The organism is Specibacter sp. AOP5-B1-6 (assembly GCF_052376555.1).
In the GTDB taxonomy this organism is placed as follows: domain Bacteria; phylum Actinomycetota; class Actinomycetes; order Actinomycetales; family Micrococcaceae; genus Specibacter.
Genome location: NZ_JBQSVT010000027.1, coordinates 25,697 through 45,270, shown reverse-complemented (window position 1 = coordinate 45,270; position 19,574 = coordinate 25,697). Strand labels below are relative to the sequence as shown.

Genomic DNA, 19,574 nt, shown 5'->3' with positions numbered 1-19,574 from the left:
CCTCCTCCCACCGATAGGACCTTCCATGGCAACGCCGTCAACTTCCACCCTTGAACAGTCCGGGGACGCGCTTGATGTTCCCTCCCTGCTGCCGCTTGCCGGGGCCCAGCCCGGCATCTGGTACGCCCACCACCTTGAAGGGGAGCGTGCCAGCAGCTACAACGTCGCACGCAGCACCGACATCGAGGGGGAGTTTGACCCAGGGGCGCTCGCAGATGCGGTGCGCCTGGGCCTTGGGGCGGTCGACACCCTGGGCTTCGAGTTTGGCGAGGTGGCGGGCACGCCCAGCCAGTGGCCCGTCCGCTGTGATCGTGAGCCGTTGGAAGTCCTCGACCTGCGCGATGAAGGTCCCATGGCCGGGCAGGAGCTGATGGCGGCGGACCTGGCTGCCGGGGTGTCCCTCGCCGGAGCCCGCCCGTTGTACCGCCAGGTCCTGATGCGGGTCGGGGATGCGCGCTGGCTCTGGTACCAGCGATACCACCACATCCTGCTTGACGGCTACAGCTTCACCGCCATCACCCGGCACATCCTTGCCCACTACCAGGCGCTCGCCGCCGGCACTCCGGCACCGGCCAACCCCTTCACCGGCACCGTTGCAGTGGTCGACGCCGAGGCCTCCTACCGCGGCTCCGGCACGGAGGAACGCGATGCCCGCTTCTGGCGCAACTACTGCACCGCACTGCCCGCTGCCGCCACGCTGGCCATCCCCGAATCCCGCAGCAGCGACACGGGGGCCGCCCGCCGCGGCGAAGCCAGGCTCGGTGCCGGCCTCACCGCACGATTGTCCGACCTGGCCCGGGACCACCGGGTCAGCTGGGCCGATGTCCTGACAACCGCCGTCGGCTCCTATCTGGCGCGCATGGCAAACAGCACCGAGGTGGTGCTTGGCGTGCCCTTCATGGGGCGGATGGGAACCCCGGCCCTGCACGCCGCCGCCCCGGTGGTCGCCGTCATGCCGCTGAAGCTGGATTTCCCGCACGATGCCGGACTGGGCCAGGCTGCTCAAGCAGCGGCCGCGGCCCTGGCTGAGGTGCGCAGGCACAGCCGCTACGGGGCCGAACAGCTCCTGCGCGACCTGGGCCGGGTGGGAAGCGCCACCCCGCTGTATGGGACGGTGCTGAACCTGAAGATCTTCGAATACACCTTCGAATTGCCGGGGGTTGCCTTGACCACCGTCCACCTCTCCGCCGGGCCAGTGGACGACCTGGAAATTTCCGTCTACAAGAACGACGGCGGCATCGTCCTTGAATTCGAAGCCGCGCCCGGGCTGTACACGACGGCAGATCTGGCGCTCCACGCGGACCGGCTGCTTGCCTGGATCGAGACACTCGTTGACGGCGGCGGCACCCCGCTGCGGGACGCCCCGCTGCCCCTGCCGAACGAACTGGCACACATCCAGGACAACTGGGGCACAGGACCCGCCCTCGTGCCCGGGACGGCCACCATCATGGAACGCCTCGACCACCAGGCCGCACACCGCCCCCAGGAGACAGCAGTCGCAGCGGGTGACGACAGCCTGAGCTTCGCCGAACTGGGCCAACGAGCCAACGCACTGGCACGGCTGCTCATGGACGGCGGCGTCGGGCCCGGCTCCGTCGTCGCCGTCGCCCTTCCCCGCTCCCTGGACACCGTGGTGGCCATTGCCGGGGTCCTCGCTGCAGGGGCCGCCTACCTGCCCCTGGACCTCGACTACCCCCGCGACCGCATCGCCTACATGCTCGACGACGCCGCACCCCAGGCACTGATCACGACCACCCAAGTCCGGCAGACCATCGACTTCGACGGCCCGGCCGTGGCCCTGGACGACCCCGCCGTCAGGAAGGGCCTGGCCCGGCAGAAGAACGGCCCCGTCACACCGGGGGAACGACGCCGGCCCGTCCACCCGGGCGACCTCGCCTACATCATCTACACCTCGGGCTCCACCGGCAGACCCAAGGGCGTCATGACCACCCACGCCGGACTGGCCAACCTCATCGCCAACCATGAAGGCGGCATCTTTGGTGACACGGTGAAGGCGCTCGCAGGCCGGCGCCTCCGGGCAGCCCACAGCGCCTCCTTCTCGTTCGATTCCTCATGGGAGCAGCTGATCTGGATGTATCTCGGCCACGAGCTGCACATCCTGGACGACGACCAGCGGCGGGACCCGCAGGCCATCGTCGAGGTGATCAGGGACCGGCGCATCGACACCATCGACATCACCCCCTCGCTGGGCACGCAACTGCTGGACTGCGGGCTGCTGGCGGCGGGGGAGCACCGCCCGACACTGATCCTCTTCGGCGGAGAGGCTGCCCCGCCGTCGCTGTGGGCGGCGTTGCGGGCTGCGCCGGGCATCCACGGCCACAACTTTTACGGGCCCACCGAATACACGGTTGACACGCTGGGGGCCTCCGTCGGCGACTCCCCGCATCCCGTGGTTGGCGGACCCATCGGCAACACCAGGGTGCAGGTGCTCGATGCCGGGCTGCGCCCCGTGCCGCCCGGCGTGGTGGGGGAACTGTACATTTCCGGCGACGGCCTGGCCCGCGGCTACCTGGGCCGGCCCGCCCTCACGGCCGCCCGCTTCGTGGCGGATCCCACCCGTCCAGCCACGCGCATGTACCGCACGGGCGACCTGGTGCGCTGGCAGCGGGACGGACACCTTGACTGCCTGGGCCGGGTGGACGACCAGGTCAAGGTCCGCGGGCACAGGGTGGAACTCGGCGAGGTGGAGGATGCCCTGGGGAGCCTGCCCGGAGTGTCCGCAGCCGTCGTCATTGCAGAGTCATTGGGGCACACCAGCCGGCTCATCGGCTACTTTGTGCCCGACCACGGCAGCGGTGCCGGCGTGCAGGGTGCAGGGCTGCGCGCCCTGCTGGCCGCCGCCCTGCCCGACTACATGGTCCCATCCGTGCTGCTTCCGATTCCCGCGCTGCCCCTGACGGTCAACGGCAAGGTGGACAGGGCCGCCCTGCCCGCGCCGGCTGCGGCGGGGGCCCTGACGGGCCGGGCCCCCGCCAACGAACGTGAAGAGCTGCTGTGCAGCACCATTGCGGCACTGCTGGGCCGGCCGTCGGCCAGCCCGGATGACGACTTCTTCGTCTTGGGCGGGGACAGCATTTCCGCCATGGCCGTGTGCGGTGCCGCCCGCCGGGCCGGCTGGCAACTGCGTCCCCGCGACGTCTTTGCCCAGCGCACGGCGGCCGCCATGGCCGTTGCCCTGACGCCAATGAACCCCGGAGCGGGCCAGGCGGTGGCAGCCACGGGCGACGTCGACCCCCTGCCCATCCACCGCTGGCTGGCGGAAACGGGCGGACTTTCCGCGCACTACGCCCAGGGCGTGTGCGTCAGCGTCCCGCAGGAACTCACCGCCGGGGTGCTCAAGGAAGCACTGGCTGCGCTCTTCCGCGCCCACCCCGCGCTGGGTGCCTCGGTGCGCGGCGGCACGCTGAACATTCCCGGCCCGGAGGTGGCGGCGGAGCTGGCTGCGAGCGCCGCCAGCGACCGCACCGGCGTCCCGGGGGCCACCCCTGACGCCGCTTTCCATGAGGCGGCGCAGGCCCTCGACCCCGAAAGCGGCGCCATGGTCCGGGCGGTGCTGCTCGACGGTGCTGCGCCCACCGGTGTTGTGGTTGGCGGTGCTGTGCCCAACGGTGCTGTGCCGGGCGGCACCGGTACTCGGCTGCTGGTGCTGGCCATCCACCACCTGGTGGTCGACGGCGTGTCCTGGCGGACGCTGCTGCCCGACCTCGGCCACGCCGTCGACATGTTGCTGGCCGGGAAGGAACCACGGCTCGAAGCCGAACAAACGCCACTGCGGCAGTGGGGCAGCCACCTCCACGACCAGAAAACTTCCCGCCGCGCCGAACTGCCGCATTGGCTGGACCAGCTGCGCGCCGGACCGGATCCACTGGGGTGCGGCAGCCTCAACGTGGCGCTGGACACCCAGTCCACCGCAGGAAGCACCCGAATCCTGCTCAGCAGGGAAACAACCTCCGCCCTCCTGACGGACCTGCCAGCCGCCTGCCAGGCGACCGTCGAGGAAACGCTGCTGGCCGCCGTCGTACTGTCCGCCGCCCGCCACTTCAACGTGGACGCGCTGCCGCTGACCCGCGAATCCCACGGACGGCACAGTGACAGCCATGACCTGGAACGCACCGTCGGTTGGCTGACCGCCGAACACCCCCTGCTTGTGGACCTCGCGGGCATTGACACCGCCGGGCTTCTGGCCGGGCACGGGGACGCCACCGCCGTGCTGCGTGCCGTCAAGCAGGCGGTGCGCGCTACCCCCGGCGACGGCCTCGGCTACGGCATTCTGCGCCACCTCGACACGGCCGCCCAGCCGGAACTGGTGTCAGCCGCGGCCGGCAACCCGCCGGCCCTGCTGGTGAACTACCTGGGCCGCTTCCAGACCGGCGGCGGGCACTTCACACCGGTCCAGCACGGCGGCGTGTTCGCCGACTCCTTCGCCGTCAGCCAGGACGGTTCGCTGCCCCTGGCCCACCCCTTGGAACTGAACGCATTCCTCGACGGCGACCGGCTCGCCCTGGGCTGGACCTGGGCCGGACGGCTTTTGTCGGCTGCGGATGTCGCCGCCGTCACCGCAGGCATCGAGCAGGCGGCACAGGCGCTGGCCCGGTTCGCCGAGGTCGAACCGCGGCGTGCCGCGGCCACCACGGTCCCGGCCGATGCGCCCGGCACAGGGCTGGACGCTGACGCACTGGCGCGCATCCAGGAAAAGCACGGGCCCGCGGTGGCCGTGCTGCCGCTGGGCCCCCTGCAGCAGGGGCTGCTCTTCCACGAACAGATGGGTGCTGACGGCGGCTACAGCTCCGTCACCGTGCTCGAATTCAGCGGCCGGGTCTCCACCGGGCGCCTGCGCGGCGCCCTGGAGCTGCTGGTGGACGCCCACCCGCAACTGGGAACCTCCTTCGACACCGCCTCAGGCCCGGTTCCCGTTCAGGTCATCGGGCACCCGTCCTTCCGGCGTCCCGTCGACTTCACGGAGATCGTGGTCCCTGACGGCGCTGATGCCGCGGCCGAAACCCTTGCCGTGGAACGCGCCGAGGCGCGACGCCGGTTCCAGGTGGACCAGGGACCGCTGCTGGCAGCACGCCTGGTGCGCTGGCCTGACGGCTCCGCCCGGCTCATTTTGAACGCCCACCACCTCCTGGTCGACGGCTGGTCCACGCCGCTGATCGTGCAGGCGCTGCTCGATTGCCACAACACGGGCCGCCCGGCCGCCGCCAACACTCTCGCCAAGTACGGCGCAGCCGCAACAGCCCGCATGCCGACGGCGGCCGACAACAACGCCTGGGCGGAGGCGTTCACGGGTGCTCAGCCCACACTGCTGGAAGGAACCCTGCTGCCCCGGGCGGAACCCGGCGACCCCGGCGAGGCAAGCCGGGAACTGGATGCCGGAATCACCGCTGCCCTCACCACCGCGGCGCAAAAGCACGGGGTGACCCACAATTCCGTTTTTGCCCTGGCCCACGCGCTCATGCTCTCCGAACTGACCGGCAGGAACGACGTCGTCTTTGGCACCACTGTCTCCGGCCGCGAGGACGACGACGTGCAGGACATCATCGGCCTGTTCACCAACACCGTGCCCGTGCGGGTGCAACTGAACCACTCCCTGTCGCCGGCCGGGCACCTGGCGGGGCTGCAAAGCCACCAGGCCGAGCTGCGTGAGCACGCAACCTTGGGGTTGGCGCAAATCCAGCAGCTGGCAGGCACCGGAACCTTGTTCGACACGCTTTTTGTCATGGAGAACTACCCTGCCGACGAACACGTCAAACCCGCCGGGCCGGACGGGCTTGCGGTCTCCGCGGTCCGCAACCGCGGCTACACCCACTACCCGCTGACGATCCTTGTCCTGCCGGCAGGGAAGGGCTGGAAGGTGGTCGTGGAACACAGGCTGGGCAGCGAGCTGGGCGCCACGATCCTGCCGCGGTACTGTGCCGCGCTGGCCAGCATCATCGCCGTGCACGACGTTCCGCTGGCCGCCGCCAACCCCCTGCTCCCGGCCGAACTGGCGGCGCTGGAAGCGGCAAACAACACCGCCCACAGGCTCCCGGCAACCACTCTGCGGGCCCTGCTGGATGAACGCGGGGCAATGTTCCCGCAGGTGGCGGCACTCCACGACGGGCCCGAAACTCTCAACTACGCCCAGCTGCGCGAACGGGTCCTGGCCCTGGCACAGAAAATCAGGGGCGCTGGCGTGGGCACGGGAGACATTGTCGCCGTCAGCATCCCGCGCTCGGCGCAGCTGACCATTGCGCTGCTGGCCGTCATCGAAGCAGGCGCGGCCTATCTGCCCCTGGACACCGGCTACCCCGCGGAGCGACTGGCCTACATGCTGGCTGACGCGTCGCCGTCGGCCGTCGTGACCACGACAGCCCTGGCGGCCGGATTCCCCGCGCGGATGACCTGCATCCTCGCCGACGGCGATGCCAATGCCGACGGCGACGCTGACTACGCGAGCACCAGTGACACAGTCAGCGACTCCCGCAGTGCCGGCGGCTGGCGCCGGCAGGTTGCGGCCGAGCTGACGCCCGACCACCCCGCCTACGTCATCTACACCTCCGGTTCCACGGGACGCCCCAAGGGCGTGGTGGTGCCGCACCGGGCCATCGTCAACAGGCTGCTCTGGATGCAGGACAGCCATCCGCTGGACTGTGGCGACGTCGTGCTCCAAAAGACGCCGTCCAGCTTTGACGTGTCAGTGTGGGAGTTCTTTTGGCCGTTCCTGGCTGGTGCGGCACAGCTCGTGGCCCCTCCCGAAGCGCACAAGGACCCGGCGCAATTGCGGGCCTTGATGCGCCGAGGCGCCGTCACCACGGTGCACTTTGTACCCTCCATGCTGGCCGCGTTCCTGGCTGCACCGGATGCACCGGATACAGCCACTGCGGACGGGCCGGAAACACCGGACTCCGGGCTGCCGGCGCTGCGGAAGGTGTTCAGCAGCGGGGAGGCTCTCACGCGCGAACTTTCAGCGGCCGCAGAAGGAGCCCTGGGTGTGCCGGTCCACAACCTCTACGGGCCCACGGAAGCTGCCGTGGATGTGTCCTTCTTCACCGGCGCACAAGCAGTTGCCGGGCAACTGGGCGCCGGCGTCCCCATCGGCACGCCGGTGTGGAATACGCAGCTGCAGGTGCTGGACGGGATGCTCCGGCCCGTTCCCACTGGCGTCGCCGGCGAGCTTTACCTCAGTGGCGTGCAGCTGGCCACCTGCTACCTGGGCCGGGCCGCGCTGACCGCCGGGCGCTACGTTGCCAACCCGTCCGGTGATGGCAGCCGCATGTACCGGACCGGCGACATCGTCCGGCGCCTGCACGGCGGATCCTTGGAGTACCTGGGCCGGGCGGACGACCAGGTCAAGATCCGTGGTCAGCGCATTGAACTCGGCGAAATTGAGGCGGTCCTTGCCACCGTCAAGGGTGTGGGGGCGGCAGTGGTTGCCGCGAAAAATGCTCCCGGGGCCGCTGGGCTTTCCGGTGCCGACGACCGGACGCTGGTCGCCTACGTGGTGCCGGCAAGACTCAGCGGCGCAGGACTCCACGGCGCAGTGTTCGACGGCGCAGCGCCGGCGGCAGCTGCCGGGCAGGCCCAAGCCCTCCAGGCCCAAGCCGTCCAGGCTCAAGCCGTCCAGACCGAAGGCCTCCTTGCCCGGTGCCGGGAGCAGTGCGAGCGCAGCCTGCCCGCACACCTGGTCCCGGCGTCGTGGGTTCTGCTGGATGTGCTGCCGCTGACAAGCAACGGCAAGCTGGACCGCAAGGCGCTGCCGGACCCCGTCCGCACCGGGGGAGCAGGGCGGGCCCCGCGTGGCTGGCTGGAAGAAACCGTGGCTGCGGCCTTCGCCGCCGTTCTTGGCGTGCCCGTAGCCAGCGCCGAAGATGACTTCTTCACGCTCGGCGGCCACTCCCTGCTGGCAATGGCGCTGGCCGCCAGCCTGGGCCGGACCCTGGGTGCCAGTGTCGCGGTCGGCACCGTCATGGCCGCCGGCACGGTCGAAGCCTTGGCGCGGAGCATCGACGGGGACTCCGACGGGCGGGAAGCCTTTGGGCACGCCCTGACCATCAGGCGCGGCAGCACCGACCCGCTGTTCTGCATCCATCCGGCGTCGGGCTTTGCCTGGCAGTACCGGGCACTGTCCCGGTATTTGGCTCCGGAACTGACACTCATCGGGCTGCAGTCGCCGCGCCCTGACGGACCCCTCGCCACAGCAGGCACCCTCACGGAGGTGCACGAGCGGCACTACGCCACCGTCCGCTCTTTGCAACCGCACGGCCCCTACCGCCTGCTCGGCTACTCGCTGGGCGGCACCATCGCCCATGCCCTTGCCGCCAGGCTGGCCGCAGAGGGGGAGGAAGTCGCCTTCCTGGGACTGCTTGACACCTACCCGCCCGAAGGCCAGGACTGGGGAGCCGGGGCGGAGGAGGAAGTGGCCGCCGAAGCCGGACGCGAACAGCTGGCCCACGGTCCCGGCGGCACCACGCAGGAACACGAAGCCATGGCCCGCAGCATTGCGGCCAACTACAAGGACTCCGTCCGGCTGCTCTCCCGCGCCACAACCAGCTTTTTCCCGGGTCGTGCGGAGCTGTTCACGGCCGCCAAAACCCTTCCCGCCGGTTTTGACCCGGAACGCGGCTGGGCGGGATTGCTTGGCAGCCTGGGCGTCGACACCATTGACTGCTCACACGAGGACATCCTCGCTCCGGAAACACTTCCCGTGCTGGGTCCCAAGCTGGCCAGGATGGTGGCAGCGAGCCTGCCGACACCCACCCTGGAGCCGCAACACACCCAAGGAAAGGCAACACCATGAGCAACCCCGCCACAGACACCACTCCGATCCGCCTGGTCATGCACCCGCTGGTGCCGCGGCTGCTGCAGGTGGCAGGCGTTGAGGTCCTGGCCCCTTCGATGCGGCGGATCACCTTCAGCGGCAAGGACCTGGACAGAGACCCGGCACAGCCGTTCCCCTTCACGGCCATGGCCGTCTCGGACCACGTCAAACTGGTGTTCCCGGAACTCACGTCGGGGGAGCTGCACCTTCCCGCGGTGGCCGATGACCGCCTCGTGATGCCAACTGGCCGACCCCGCCCCTTGTTCCGCGACTACACGGTGCGGGCCTTTGACGGTGCAGCCGGCAGACTGACCATCGACTTTGTCCTCCACGACCACGGAGTCGCCGGACGGTGGGCCCGACACGCCGCCATCGGGGACGCCTTGGGCGTGCTGGGCCCGCGAGGCTCCCACATCTACCCGGACAACTTCGGGCACTACCTGATTGCCGGGGACGAAACCGCCCTGCCGGCCATGGCGCGCTGGCTTGAGGAACTGCCCGCCGACGCCAGCGCCGACGTCTTTGTCAGCGTGGCGACCATGGACGAGCACCTTCCCCTCGCGGCCGGAGCCAACACCGCGGTCCGGTATCTGGACAGGTCGGTGCACGGACCCACCGTGCTGTACGACGCCGTCGCCTCCTTCGTGCCACCGCCGGTCGGCGCGTTGTTTGTCTGGGCGGCGGGGGAGGCCGGTGCGCTCAGGCCCCTGCGCCGCCACGTTCGGGACGTGTTGGGGGTTCCGGCGGCCCACACGGACATCGACGGCTACTGGAAACTCGGCGTAGTGGGCCTGGACCACCATGAAGCGGACGACGATGACTGAGCCCCGCAAAGGCAGCTTCCTGCGCAGGATCATGATCGACGCCAGCCCACTGCGCAGCAGCCCCGCGTTCAGGCGCATCTTCCTCGCCCGCACCATCTCCATCTTTGGGCTCGGCATGCTGGCCGTTGCCGTCCCGTTGCAGATTTTTGAGCTGACGGGTTCAACGCTGCAGGTTGGTGCTGCGGCAACCGTTGAAGGGCTGTGCGCCTTCGCCGGACTGCTGGTGGGAGGGGACCTGGCCGACAGGTTCGACAGGCGCCGCATCATCCTCGTTTCCCGCATGATCGGCGGCACCGGATTCGCCCTGCTGGCCGTGAACGCCTGGCTCCCCGAGCCCTCCGTGGCAGCCATCTACGTGGTGGGCGGCGTCGACGGCTTCTTCGGCGCCCTCAGCGTCACGGCGCTCATGGCCGTCACGCCCACCTTGGTGCCGAGGAACAAGCTGGCGGCCGCGGGTGCGCTGAACATGCTCACTGTCAGGCTGGGCACCATGGCGTCCCCGGCGCTGGGCGGAGTCATTATTGCCTTCGCCGGCGTCGGCTGGAACTACGCCTGCGCGGCGGCAGCCACGCTGCTGACCATCACCCTGCTGACGGGCCTGCCGCCCTTGAAACCGGATGCTGCCGGGCCGCGCAGCCACCCGGTCAGGGCCGCCGTCGAAGGGGCAGTGTTTGTTTACCGGCAGCCTGTCATCCGGGCCGTGGTGCTGCTGGGCACCCTGGAGACCATGGCCTCCGGCATCCGGGTCATGCTGCCGGCCCTGGCTGCCACCGCGCTCGGTGTCGGTGCCCAGGGCACGGGCCTGCTGTATGCCGCGGTGCCCTGCGGCGCCGTGCTGTCCACGCTGCTCAGCGGCTGGACTGCCAACACGCGCAGGCCCGGCTGGCACATGGCGCTGCTGTCAACAGCCTCCTTCATGGTCCTGGCGGGCCTCGGCGTCAGCCGCAGCCTGGGCACGGCACTGCTCCTGCTGACCCTCTTCGGGGCACTGGCGTCCATGAGCGGAATCCTGCAGTACGCCCTGGTGCAGGCCCACACGCCGGACAGGATGCTGGGGCGGGTCAACGCCCTGTGGATGGCCCAGGAAGTGGGCGGCGATTCTGTCGGTGCCCTGGGCCTGGGCAGCCTGGGCCGCGTCGTTCCCGCCGCAGCCGCCGTCACGATTTTCGGCTCGGTCGCCGCAATTCTGGGGCTTGCCGGGCTCGCCGGATTCGGCTCCCTGCGCCGCACCGGACCACTGGGAATGCCCGACGACGGCCCCTCGCAGGTGCCCGATGCAGCTCCCGCCGTGGCCGGCTCACCATGAGGGTGGGGGACGCGGCTCCCGCCGAGGTTTGGCTCCATCGTGGCCCACCGGCCCTGGCCGCCCGCTGCGCACGACTGCTCAGCAGCAAGGAACAAGCCGCTGTGGCCACCAGGCGCCAGCCCCTGGACCGGGCGCGGTCGACAGCGGGACGCATTCTCTTGAAGATCCTGCTGGCGGAGGAATTCGGCATCGACCCCGCCAGCGTTGAACTCCTGGCCCCCGCCGGCCGGGGTGGCAAGCCGGAACTGTGCTGGGTTGCCGGTCCCGGCGGCCCGCCCGGGCTGAGCGCCAACATTTCCCACGCGGGCGGGGAGGTGGTGGCGGCCGTGGCGCGGGGAGCCAGCGTCGGCGTCGACGTCGAGGAGCATGCAGCCACGGCCTTTGCCGGGTTCGATGACATTGCGCTCTCACCGGCGGAAAGAGCCGCGGTGGCTCTGCTGCCCGCCCGGTTGCGGCCGCGGGCCCGGACCGAGTTCTGGGTCCGCAAGGAAGCCGTGTTGAAGGCACTGGGCGTGGGTCTGCGGGGCAATCCGGCGGAGCATTGCTTTGCCGGCGCCGGTCGGCAGTTCGCCTTGGCCGACACCCGCGGGCAGCCGGGTTCCGGCTTCACCGTGCAGCTCCTGCGCACCAGTCCGGGCCATTCGGCGGCCGTTGGCGTCGCGGGGTGCACAGCCCTGAGCTGCCACGAATTGCCCCTGGCCGAAGCCGTGATAAACAATTACGAAACAAAAACATGAGCAATTAGGAACTTAGATTAGGCTATGCTAAGTTTTCAACGGTGAATGCGCCCGACGGCGGCGTTCAAGCCCTCCGGACTCACCAGCCCACACCACTTTGCACTATCTTTTGAGGAGACATTATTGTGAAGTTCCGAAGCAAGATCCTTCCCCTTGCAGCAGCCCTCGCCGCTGCCGGCATCGCACTCAGCGGCTGTTCGGGGTCGGCCGACGCCACCCCGGGCAGCGATGGGGCGGGCAGTGTGGCCGGTGGCGCCTCCTGGCCGCGCACCATCACCCACGAGGCCGGTGAAACGGTCATCCCCGCCCAGCCAAGGAACATTGCCTCCACATCGCTGAGCGTTACGGGCACCCTGCTGGCCATCGACGCGCCTGTCACCACCTCCGCAGCCACAACCCCCAGTGACGTCACCGACAGCCAGGGTTTCTTTTCGCAGTGGGCCGAGGTGGCAAGCGAACGCAACGTGGGAGTGTTGTACCCCAGTCTGGAATTTGATCTGGAAGCCGTGGTGGCGTCCGCCCCCGACCTCATCGTCGTTTCCACCTCCGGGGCTGACAGCGCCGCCGACCACTACAAGGAGCTGAGCGCCATTGCGCCCACCATCGTGGTGAACTACGGCAGCCAGTCATGGCAGGATCTGGCCCTTGAGCTGGGCAAGGCCACAGGCCAGGAGGATGCAGCCGATGCGGCGGTCAGCAAGTACGACTCCCATGTAAAGGACGTGGCCGGCAAGATCAAGGTACCGGCCGGCGAAGCCAACATCATCAGCTTCAACGGCGCCGGGCAGGACAACGGCGTTGCCAAGACGTCCGGCTCGCACGCCACGGTGCTGGAATCCCTCGGCTTCACCGTCGCGGATATTCCTGAAGGCCTCGACACCAGTGCAGAGGCGCGCCAGGACTTCGCGTTCGTCTCCTTCGAGAACCTGACCAAGGCCGCGGCGGGTGAGACAGTGTTCCTGCTCAGCGCGGACGAGACCGTGGCCCGGGCGTTCGAGGGCGAGAAGGTCCTGGCCAATCTGCCCTCGGTCAAGTCCGGTTCCGTTTATCCCATGGGTCCCACCTCGTTCCGTCTCGACTACTACAGCTCAACCCAACTCGTCGACCTGCTGGGCAAGACCTTCGCCTAGCCCTCAGCGCGAGCAACAGCCGGTCCGCTTGGCCTGGCCCTCTGCCCCGTGAGCCCGATTGCCGGGTCCCGGGGCAGTTTTGTTTCTGGGGCGTCTGCTCCAGCCAGTGGTCATTTGCCACACAGGGAGAACACAGGCACGACGTCGGGCAGTCGGCAGGTGTGCGGCGGACAGTCGGCCCCGGTGCGCCCAACAAACGCATCCGGACGCCCCGAAAAAAGGGCCCCGGCGCGCCCGGACAAAATCGGTGGTTGGCCCCGGAAATGCTCCCCGGCCCACCCCCGCCGCACGGCGCCGTCCGCCGCGGACCCCCGCCGATTCCGCCGTGTCTGCCGGGAACTTTTCTCTCTGATACTGTTGCCTTAATCCACGGACCTCCCGGACAGTCTCTTGCCGGTCGCAGATAACGGGTGGACACTTGAATCCGTTAGTCCTTGAGGAGGAATACATGCATTTGACGCCCCGTGAGCAGGAAAAACTCATGATCGTTGTCGCCGCAGATCTGGCCCGCCGCCGACAATCACGGAACCTGAAACTCAACTATCCAGAAGCCGTCGCCATTCTGACGTATGAGCTGATTGAGGGAGCCCGCGACGGCCGCACCGTCGCTGACTTGATGAGCTGGGGGAGCACCATTCTCTCCCGTTCCGACGTCATGGAGGGGGTGGCCGACATGATCAAGGACGTTCAGGTCGAGGCAACCTTCCCCGACGGCACCAAGCTCGTCACAGTGCACAATCCCATCCGTTAAAGCAGCCCGAACGCCAAAGGAGCGACTCCCATGAAACCAGGGGAATACATTTTGCGTGAAGAAGCAGTGACTTGCAATGCCGGCTCGGAACCGATTTCGCTCAAGATCATCAACCGCGGCGACCGGCCCGTCCAAGTCGGCTCGCACTACCACTTCGCTGAAGTCAACGACGCCATGGAGTTTGACCGTCAGGCAGCGTACGGCCGCCGCTTGGACATTCCTGCCGGCACCGCAGTCCGCTTTGAGCCCGGCGACGCAAAAACAGTCAACTTGATCGAACTTTCCGGCACCCGCGAGGTCCACGGGTTCCGCGACCAGGTCAACGGCCCGCTGGACACCCCAACCGGCGCCAAGTTAAACGGTGCCAACGGCGCAACAAGCGAAGCAAAAGCAGTAAAAGCAGCAAAGGATGCCGCCAAATGAGCTTTGAACTGAGCCGCAAGCAGTATTCTGACCTTTACGGCCCCACCACGGGCGACGCCGTCCGCCTCGCGGACACCGAGCTGTTCCTTGAAATCGAACACGACCACACGAAATACGGCGAGGAAGTCGTTTACGGCGGCGGCAAGGTCATCCGCGACGGCATGGGCCAAAACGGCCAGCGCACACGGGACGAGGACATCCCGGACACCGTCATCAGGAACATCATCGTGCTGGACTGGACCGGCATCTACAAGGCGGACGTCGCCCTGCGGGACGGGCACATCTTCAAGATCGGCAAGGCCGGCAACCCCGACATTTCCGACGGCGTGAACATCACCATCGGCGTCGCCACGGACGTCATCGCCGGCGAGGGCAAAATCATGACCGCCGGCGGCATCGACACCCACGTGCATTTCGTCAGCCCCGACCAGATCCCCGTTGCACTGGCCAGTGGCGTCACCACCCTCATTGGCGGCGGCACCGGCCCGTCAGACGCGAGCAAGGCAACCACCGTCACGCCGGGCAAATGGCACATTTCCAAGATGCTGCAGTCCGTGGACAACCTGCCCATCAACATCGGCCTCCTCGGCAAGGGCCACGCGAGCGCCCGGGAGCCGCTCGCCGAGCAGGTCCGGGCCGGCGTCATCGGGCTGAAGGTCCACGAAGACTGGGGCGCCACGCACTCATCCATCGACATGTCCCTGAAAATCGCCGACGAATTTGATGTCCAGGTCGCCATCCACTCCGACACGCTCAACGAATTCGGTTTCGTCGAGGACACCATCAAGGCCATCGACGGCCGCGTCATCCACACCTTCCACACCGAGGGTGCCGGCGGCGGCCACGCCCCGGACATCATCAAGATCGCCGCCCTGCCCAACGTGCTGCCGGCGTCGACCAACCCCACCCTGCCGTTCACCGTCAACACCATCGACGAGCACCTCGACATGCTCATGGTCTGCCACCACCTCAGCGCGGACATCCCCGAGGACGTGGCCTTCGCCGACTCCCGCATCCGCAAGGAAACCATCGCCGCCGAGGACGTCCTGCACGACATGGGCATCTTCTCCATCACCTCCTCCGACTCCCAGGCGATGGGCCGCGTCGGCGAGGTGGTCCTGCGCACCTGGCAGGTCGCCGATGCCATGAAGCGCCAGCGCGGGAAGTACGACGACGACCCCGAGTTGGGCGACAACGCCCGCCTCAAGCGCTTTGTTGCGAAATACACGATCAACCCGGCCATTGCCCACGGCATCTCCGACTATGTGGGCAGCATTGAGGAAGGCAAATTTGCCGACCTGGTGATCTGGGAACCGGCGTTCTTTGGCGTGAAGCCGGAGATGGTGATCAAGGGCGGCCAAATGGTCATGTCCATCATGGGCGACCCCAACGGCTCCATCCCCACCCCGCAGCCACGCACCTTCCGGCACAACTTCGCGTCCCTGGGCAAGGCAGTGCATTCGTCCTCGATCACGTTCATGTCGCAGGCCGCCGTCGACGCCGGGGTCCCGGCCGAGCTGGGCCTGGCGCACGAGGTGCGTGCCTGCCACGGGATCCGCAAGCTGACCAAGGCCGACATGAAGCACAACGGCGAAACACCCGACATCCAGGTGGACCCGGAAACCTACGAGGTGCGCGTTGACGGTGAAGTCGTCACGGCTGAAGCCTCCAGCGTCCTGCCGATGGCGCAGCGCTACTTCTTGTTCTAAAAGGAGAACCATTGATTATTGACGCCGTTCTTGGCAACAAGTTTGATCCCGCAACACAAGACTTTGATCCTGCCACCCTTGAAAAACTCCACGAGGAACGCGTCGTGCTGCCCTCGGCCCTGCTGGTCAAGCGCATCCAGCGGGTCACCACAGACCATGGCCGCGAGCTGGGCATCCGCCTGACCGGCGACACGAATGCCGACCTCCGCGACGGCGACGTCCTGTACATCGACGCCAAGGACGCCATCGTCATCTCGGTTGAGCACAGCGACGTCCTGGTGATCGCCCCGGACTCCGTGAAGGAAATGGGGGTCGTCGCGCACAACCTCGGCAACCGGCACATGCAGGCCCAGTTCTTTGGCGACGACAGCGAATATCAGGCCCAGGTCATGGTGCTCGCCTACGACCACACGGTGGAGGACTACCTCAAACACGTCGGCGTCCCCTATTCGCGTCAGGAACGTGTCATGCCGGTGCCGTTCCGCCACGCAGAACACACGCATTAACATGTCGGCCGCACCGAGTTACCTGTTGCCGCTGCTGCAGCTCAGCGATTCGGCGCTGCCCACCGGCGCCTTCAGCCACTCGCTCGGGATGGAAAGCCATCTGCACCAGGAACGCATCCACGACGAGTCAAGCTTCGCGAACTGGCTGACCCAGTTCATCCGCGTCCAGCTGGTCCACTCCGACGGGCTGGCCATCCGCTTCGCCTGTGAAGCGGATGGCCAGGCAGAGCTGTTTCGGGTGGACAGGGAACTGCATGCAGCAGCCCTGCCCCGGGAAATCCGGGAGGCCGGGGAGAAGATGGGTGCGCGCATGCTCGACATCGCCGGCTCCGTCTTCCCCTGCGCCGAGTTGGCGGCGTATGCGGCGGCGGTCAGCGAGGGGGAGTGCGCCGGTCACCCGGCGCTGGCCTTCGCCATCGCCGGCAAGAACCTCGGCGTGCCGCTGGAGGAACTGCTGACAAGCTACTTGTTTTCAACTGTCACGGCCCTGACGCAGAACGCGATCCGCGGCATACCCCTCGGTCAGAGTGCCGGCCAACGCGTCCTGGCCGCTGCGCACCAGGAGGTGCGGGACGGCGTCGCACTGATCAAAACGATGGGACGCGAGGATTTTGGCGTCACGGCCCCCGGGCTGGAAATCGCCCAAATGCAGCATGAGCGCCAACGCGCCCGCATGTTCATGTCCTGAGCTACAAACGTTAGAAGGAGAACCGAAATGAAACCGATCAAGATTGGTGTTGGCGGACCGGTTGGCGCCGGCAAGACCCAGCTCGTGGAGCGACTCACACGCGCCCTGGACGGGGAAGTGTCCAGCGCGGCCATCACCAACGACATTTACACCATCGAGGATGCCAAGATCCTGGCCGCGAACGGCGTGCTGCCGCTGGACAGGATCATCGGCATCGAGACCGGTGGTTGCCCGCACACCGCGATCCGCGAGGACACCTCGATGAACTCGGCCGCAGTCGAGGAGTTGGAAGCCCGCCACCCGGACCTGCAAGTGATCTTCATCGAGTCCGGCGGCGACAACCTGTCGGCCACCTTCAGCCCCGAACTGGTTGATTTTTCCATCTACATCATCGATGTGGCGCAGGGGGAGAAGATTCCGCGCAAGGCCGGGCAGGGCATGATCAAGTCGGACCTGTTCATCATCAACAAAACCGATCTCGCCCCGTATGTAGGTGCCGACCTGTCCGTGATGGAGGCCGACACCCTGGAATTTCGTGGCCACAAGCCGTACTGCTTCACCAACCTGAAGACCGACGACGGCCTGGAACATGTTTTGAACTGGCTCAGGCGCGATGTGCTCATGCTTGACCTGGAAGCCCGGTGACCGCAGCCGTTGCCGGTGGCGGACCGGCATTCCCTCCGCTGCTTTCCGGCCAATCGGCCGCGGGCGGCCTCGGCCGCCCTGACGCAGCTTCCGGGAAAACCGGACCCGCGACCGTGGGGCGGCTCGGTGCCCATGGTGAATGGGCGGGAACTTTGTCGCTTGTCATTGACCGGCGGGAGGGGTCGTCCATCGCCGTGAGCCAGTTTCATGACGGGGCGCTGCGGATTTTGCGCCCGCACTACCTCGATGAGTCGGGGCAGGTTTGCTACGTGGTGATTAACCCCGGCGGCGCTTATTTGGGCGGCGACAAATACCTGATTGAGGTGTCTGTCGCCGACGGTGCCGATCTGTTGTTGACGACGCAGTCGGCCACGAAGATCTACCGCACGCCCAACGACAGGGCCGAACAGCACATGCGCCTGTCGCTCGGGGCGGGGGCCCGGCTGGAACTGCTGCCGGATCCCTTGATCGCGTACCGGGAGGCCAGCTACGGGCAGGTAACCACCGTGAACATGGACCCGACGGCGTCGCTCGTCATGGCTGAGGTGGTGACACCCGGCTGGTCGCCCGACGGTGAGCTGTTCCGGTACGACGAGATCCGCCTGCGCAATGAAATCTCCATTGCCGGGCGGCTGACGGTTTTGGACAATTTGCTGATCCGGCCCGGGACGGGATCGCCCGTGGACAGCAGCTGCTTCATGGCCGAATACACGCACCTGGGCTCGCTGCTGGTGGTGGACGCCCGGGTTGATGCAGCACTCGTGGATGAACTGCATGCCCTGCTGGCACCCAAGAACGACGGCGGGCCGCTGGGAATTACGCTGTTGGACGGCCCGGGCCTGGCCGTGCGGGCACTGTCCCACTCCACAGAACGATTGAATGAATTGCTGGCCGCCGCCGTGGATTTGCTCCGCAAACGGTGGTACGGCCAGGAACCACTGAACTTAAGGAAATACTAATGACTGCCCTTGCCCGCCTTGGATATCTGGAACGTGAGAAGCTTCCGGTCGCCAGAAGGATGGGAGCCACATTCGTGGCCGTGGCCCTGCTGCACATTGCCGTCCTGGGGCTGATGGTGTTTTCGCTGTTGCGGGATGTGCATCCGCTGGCCATCGGCCTGGTGGTCACCGCCTATCTTGCCGGGGTGAAGCACAGCTACGACTGGGACCACATTGCCGCGATCGACAACTCCAGCCGTAAATTCGCCGCCCAGGGCAGGGCACCTGTGAGCGTGGGTTTTGCCTTCAGCATGGGACACAGCTCCGTGGTGATGCTGGCAGGGATCCTGGTGGTCAGCGGAGCCGGCATCATGGGCGCGGTGCTGCAAGACGGTTCCGCCGCCAACATGGGCCTGGCCATCTTCGGCGCGAGCGTGTCGGCGCTGTTCCTGCTGGCGATCGGCTTGTTCAACGGTTCCGCGTTCCTGAGGGCAAACGTGCTGTTCCGGCGTGTGCGCGGCGGCGGCACGGTGCAGGAGGATGAGCTGGCACCGACCGGCATGGTTGCCAGGCTCATGGACAAGCCGCTGTCGAAGGTGAAGCGGCCGCGCGATATTTACGTGCTGGGATTCTTGTTTGGGCTCGGCTTTGACACGGCTTCCACCATCGCTTTCCTGCTGCTGACAGCCTCGGCCGCGCTGGCCGGCATTTCGGTTGCCGCACTGCTGGCTCTGCCGCTGGCATTCACGGCCGCCATGACGCTGTGCGATACGGCCAACGGCATGGCCATGATGAAGATGTACCGCTCCGCCGTCATGAACCCCGCCCGCCGGATTGGATTCAACATGGTCATCACCGGGTTGTCGGCAACATCGGCACTCTTTATCTCGCTGCTGACCATCGCCGCTATCCTCCATGACGTTCTGGGCCTGAGTGATCCCGTCACGACGTGGCTGGCGACTTTGGACCTCGGCCATGCCGGCCTGCTGCTGGTCGGATTGTTCCTGGCCGTATGGGGGATCGCAGCATTGGGGTGGCGACGGGACAAGGCAGCGCCTCGGCCAGAGGTCGCACCGGCGGATTAAGTGCCAGCTGC

At 67.4% G+C, this 19,574-nt stretch carries 13 protein-coding genes; all 13 read left to right on the top strand.

Annotation, left to right across the window (positions count from 1 at the left end; translation table 11 throughout):
- The first annotated feature begins 25 nt into the window (after positions 1–25).
- The 13 genes from ACT3TS_RS13715 to ACT3TS_RS13655 all read left to right on the top strand — a co-directional run bounded on the left by ACT3TS_RS13715 (position 26) and on the right by ACT3TS_RS13655 (position 19,563).
- Positions 26–8,800 (top strand): amino acid adenylation domain-containing protein, encoded by an 8,775-nt coding sequence (locus ACT3TS_RS13715; protein ID WP_444532068.1) that lies wholly within the window; start codon positions 26–28, stop codon positions 8,798–8,800.
- Positions 8,797–9,645 (top strand): siderophore-interacting protein, encoded by an 849-nt coding sequence (locus ACT3TS_RS13710; protein WP_444532067.1) that lies wholly within the window; start codon positions 8,797–8,799, stop codon positions 9,643–9,645. The genes ACT3TS_RS13715 and ACT3TS_RS13710 overlap by 4 nt, the downstream gene beginning before the upstream one ends.
- Positions 9,638–10,951: an enterobactin transporter EntS gene (gene entS, locus ACT3TS_RS13705; protein WP_444532066.1), complete on the top strand. Its 1,314-nt coding sequence runs from the start codon at positions 9,638–9,640 to the stop codon at positions 10,949–10,951. Before ACT3TS_RS13710 ends, entS begins: the two co-directional genes overlap by 8 nt.
- A 101-nt stretch (positions 10,952–11,052) precedes the next feature.
- Positions 11,053–11,688 (top strand): 4'-phosphopantetheinyl transferase family protein, encoded by a 636-nt coding sequence (locus ACT3TS_RS13700; protein ID WP_444532065.1) that lies wholly within the window; start codon positions 11,053–11,055, stop codon positions 11,686–11,688.
- 125 nt (positions 11,689–11,813) lie between these two features.
- On the top strand, positions 11,814–12,818 hold the full coding sequence (gene fepB, locus ACT3TS_RS13695; RefSeq protein WP_444532064.1) for a Fe2+-enterobactin ABC transporter substrate-binding protein: 1,005 nt from the start codon (positions 11,814–11,816) through the stop codon (positions 12,816–12,818).
- A gap of 448 nt (positions 12,819–13,266) precedes the next feature.
- Entirely contained in the window at positions 13,267–13,569 is a 303-nt protein-coding gene (locus ACT3TS_RS13690; RefSeq protein WP_444532063.1) for an urease subunit gamma, read from the top strand.
- Between the two features lie 30 nt (positions 13,570–13,599).
- On the top strand, positions 13,600–13,992 hold the full coding sequence (locus ACT3TS_RS13685) for an urease subunit beta (RefSeq protein WP_444532062.1): 393 nt from the start codon (positions 13,600–13,602) through the stop codon (positions 13,990–13,992).
- Positions 13,989–15,701 carry an urease subunit alpha gene (gene ureC, locus ACT3TS_RS13680; protein WP_444532061.1) on the top strand — a complete coding sequence of 571 codons (1,713 nt, stop codon included), beginning with the start codon at positions 13,989–13,991 and terminating at the stop codon, positions 15,699–15,701. Before ACT3TS_RS13685 ends, ureC begins: the two co-directional genes overlap by 4 nt.
- An 11-nt stretch (positions 15,702–15,712) precedes the next feature.
- Complete coding sequence (ureE, locus tag ACT3TS_RS13675; protein ID WP_444532060.1) at positions 15,713–16,207, top strand: urease accessory protein UreE; 495 nt, start codon at positions 15,713–15,715, stop codon at positions 16,205–16,207.
- Between the two features lies 1 nt (position 16,208).
- Positions 16,209–16,895, top strand: a complete 687-nt coding sequence (locus ACT3TS_RS13670) for an urease accessory protein UreF (RefSeq protein WP_444532059.1) — start codon at positions 16,209–16,211, stop codon at positions 16,893–16,895.
- 27 nt (positions 16,896–16,922) lie between these two features.
- Positions 16,923–17,540 (top strand): urease accessory protein UreG, encoded by a 618-nt coding sequence (gene ureG / locus ACT3TS_RS13665; RefSeq protein ID WP_444532058.1) that lies wholly within the window; start codon positions 16,923–16,925, stop codon positions 17,538–17,540.
- 152 nt (positions 17,541–17,692) lie between these two features.
- A complete protein-coding gene (locus tag ACT3TS_RS13660; RefSeq protein WP_444532082.1) occupies positions 17,693–18,499 on the top strand; it encodes an urease accessory protein UreD in 807 nt (268 codons plus the stop codon).
- Positions 18,499–19,563 carry a HoxN/HupN/NixA family nickel/cobalt transporter gene (locus ACT3TS_RS13655; protein ID WP_444532057.1) on the top strand — a complete coding sequence of 355 codons (1,065 nt, stop codon included), beginning with the start codon at positions 18,499–18,501 and terminating at the stop codon, positions 19,561–19,563. The genes ACT3TS_RS13660 and ACT3TS_RS13655 overlap by 1 nt, the downstream gene beginning before the upstream one ends.
- The last annotated feature ends 11 nt before the right edge of the window (positions 19,564–19,574 follow it).

What these genes read in the sequence shown, in the direction of transcription:
- ACT3TS_RS13715 (WP_444532068.1), top strand. Translation starts at nt 26, where the DNA reads ATGGCAACGCCGTCAACTTCCACCCTTGAACAGTCCGGGGACGCGCTT.
- ureC (WP_444532061.1), top strand. Translation starts at nt 13,989, where the DNA reads ATGAGCTTTGAACTGAGCCGCAAGCAGTATTCTGACCTTTACGGCCCC.
- ACT3TS_RS13690 (WP_444532063.1), top strand. Translation starts at nt 13,267, where the DNA reads ATGCATTTGACGCCCCGTGAGCAGGAAAAACTCATGATCGTTGTCGCC.
- ACT3TS_RS13685 (WP_444532062.1), top strand. Translation starts at nt 13,600, where the DNA reads ATGAAACCAGGGGAATACATTTTGCGTGAAGAAGCAGTGACTTGCAAT.
- entS (WP_444532066.1), top strand. Translation starts at nt 9,638, where the DNA reads ATGACTGAGCCCCGCAAAGGCAGCTTCCTGCGCAGGATCATGATCGAC.
- ACT3TS_RS13710 (WP_444532067.1), top strand. Translation starts at nt 8,797, where the DNA reads ATGAGCAACCCCGCCACAGACACCACTCCGATCCGCCTGGTCATGCAC.
- ACT3TS_RS13655 (WP_444532057.1), top strand. Translation starts at nt 18,499, where the DNA reads ATGACTGCCCTTGCCCGCCTTGGATATCTGGAACGTGAGAAGCTTCCG.
- ureG (WP_444532058.1), top strand. Translation starts at nt 16,923, where the DNA reads ATGAAACCGATCAAGATTGGTGTTGGCGGACCGGTTGGCGCCGGCAAG.
- ACT3TS_RS13670 (WP_444532059.1), top strand. Translation starts at nt 16,209, where the DNA reads ATGTCGGCCGCACCGAGTTACCTGTTGCCGCTGCTGCAGCTCAGCGAT.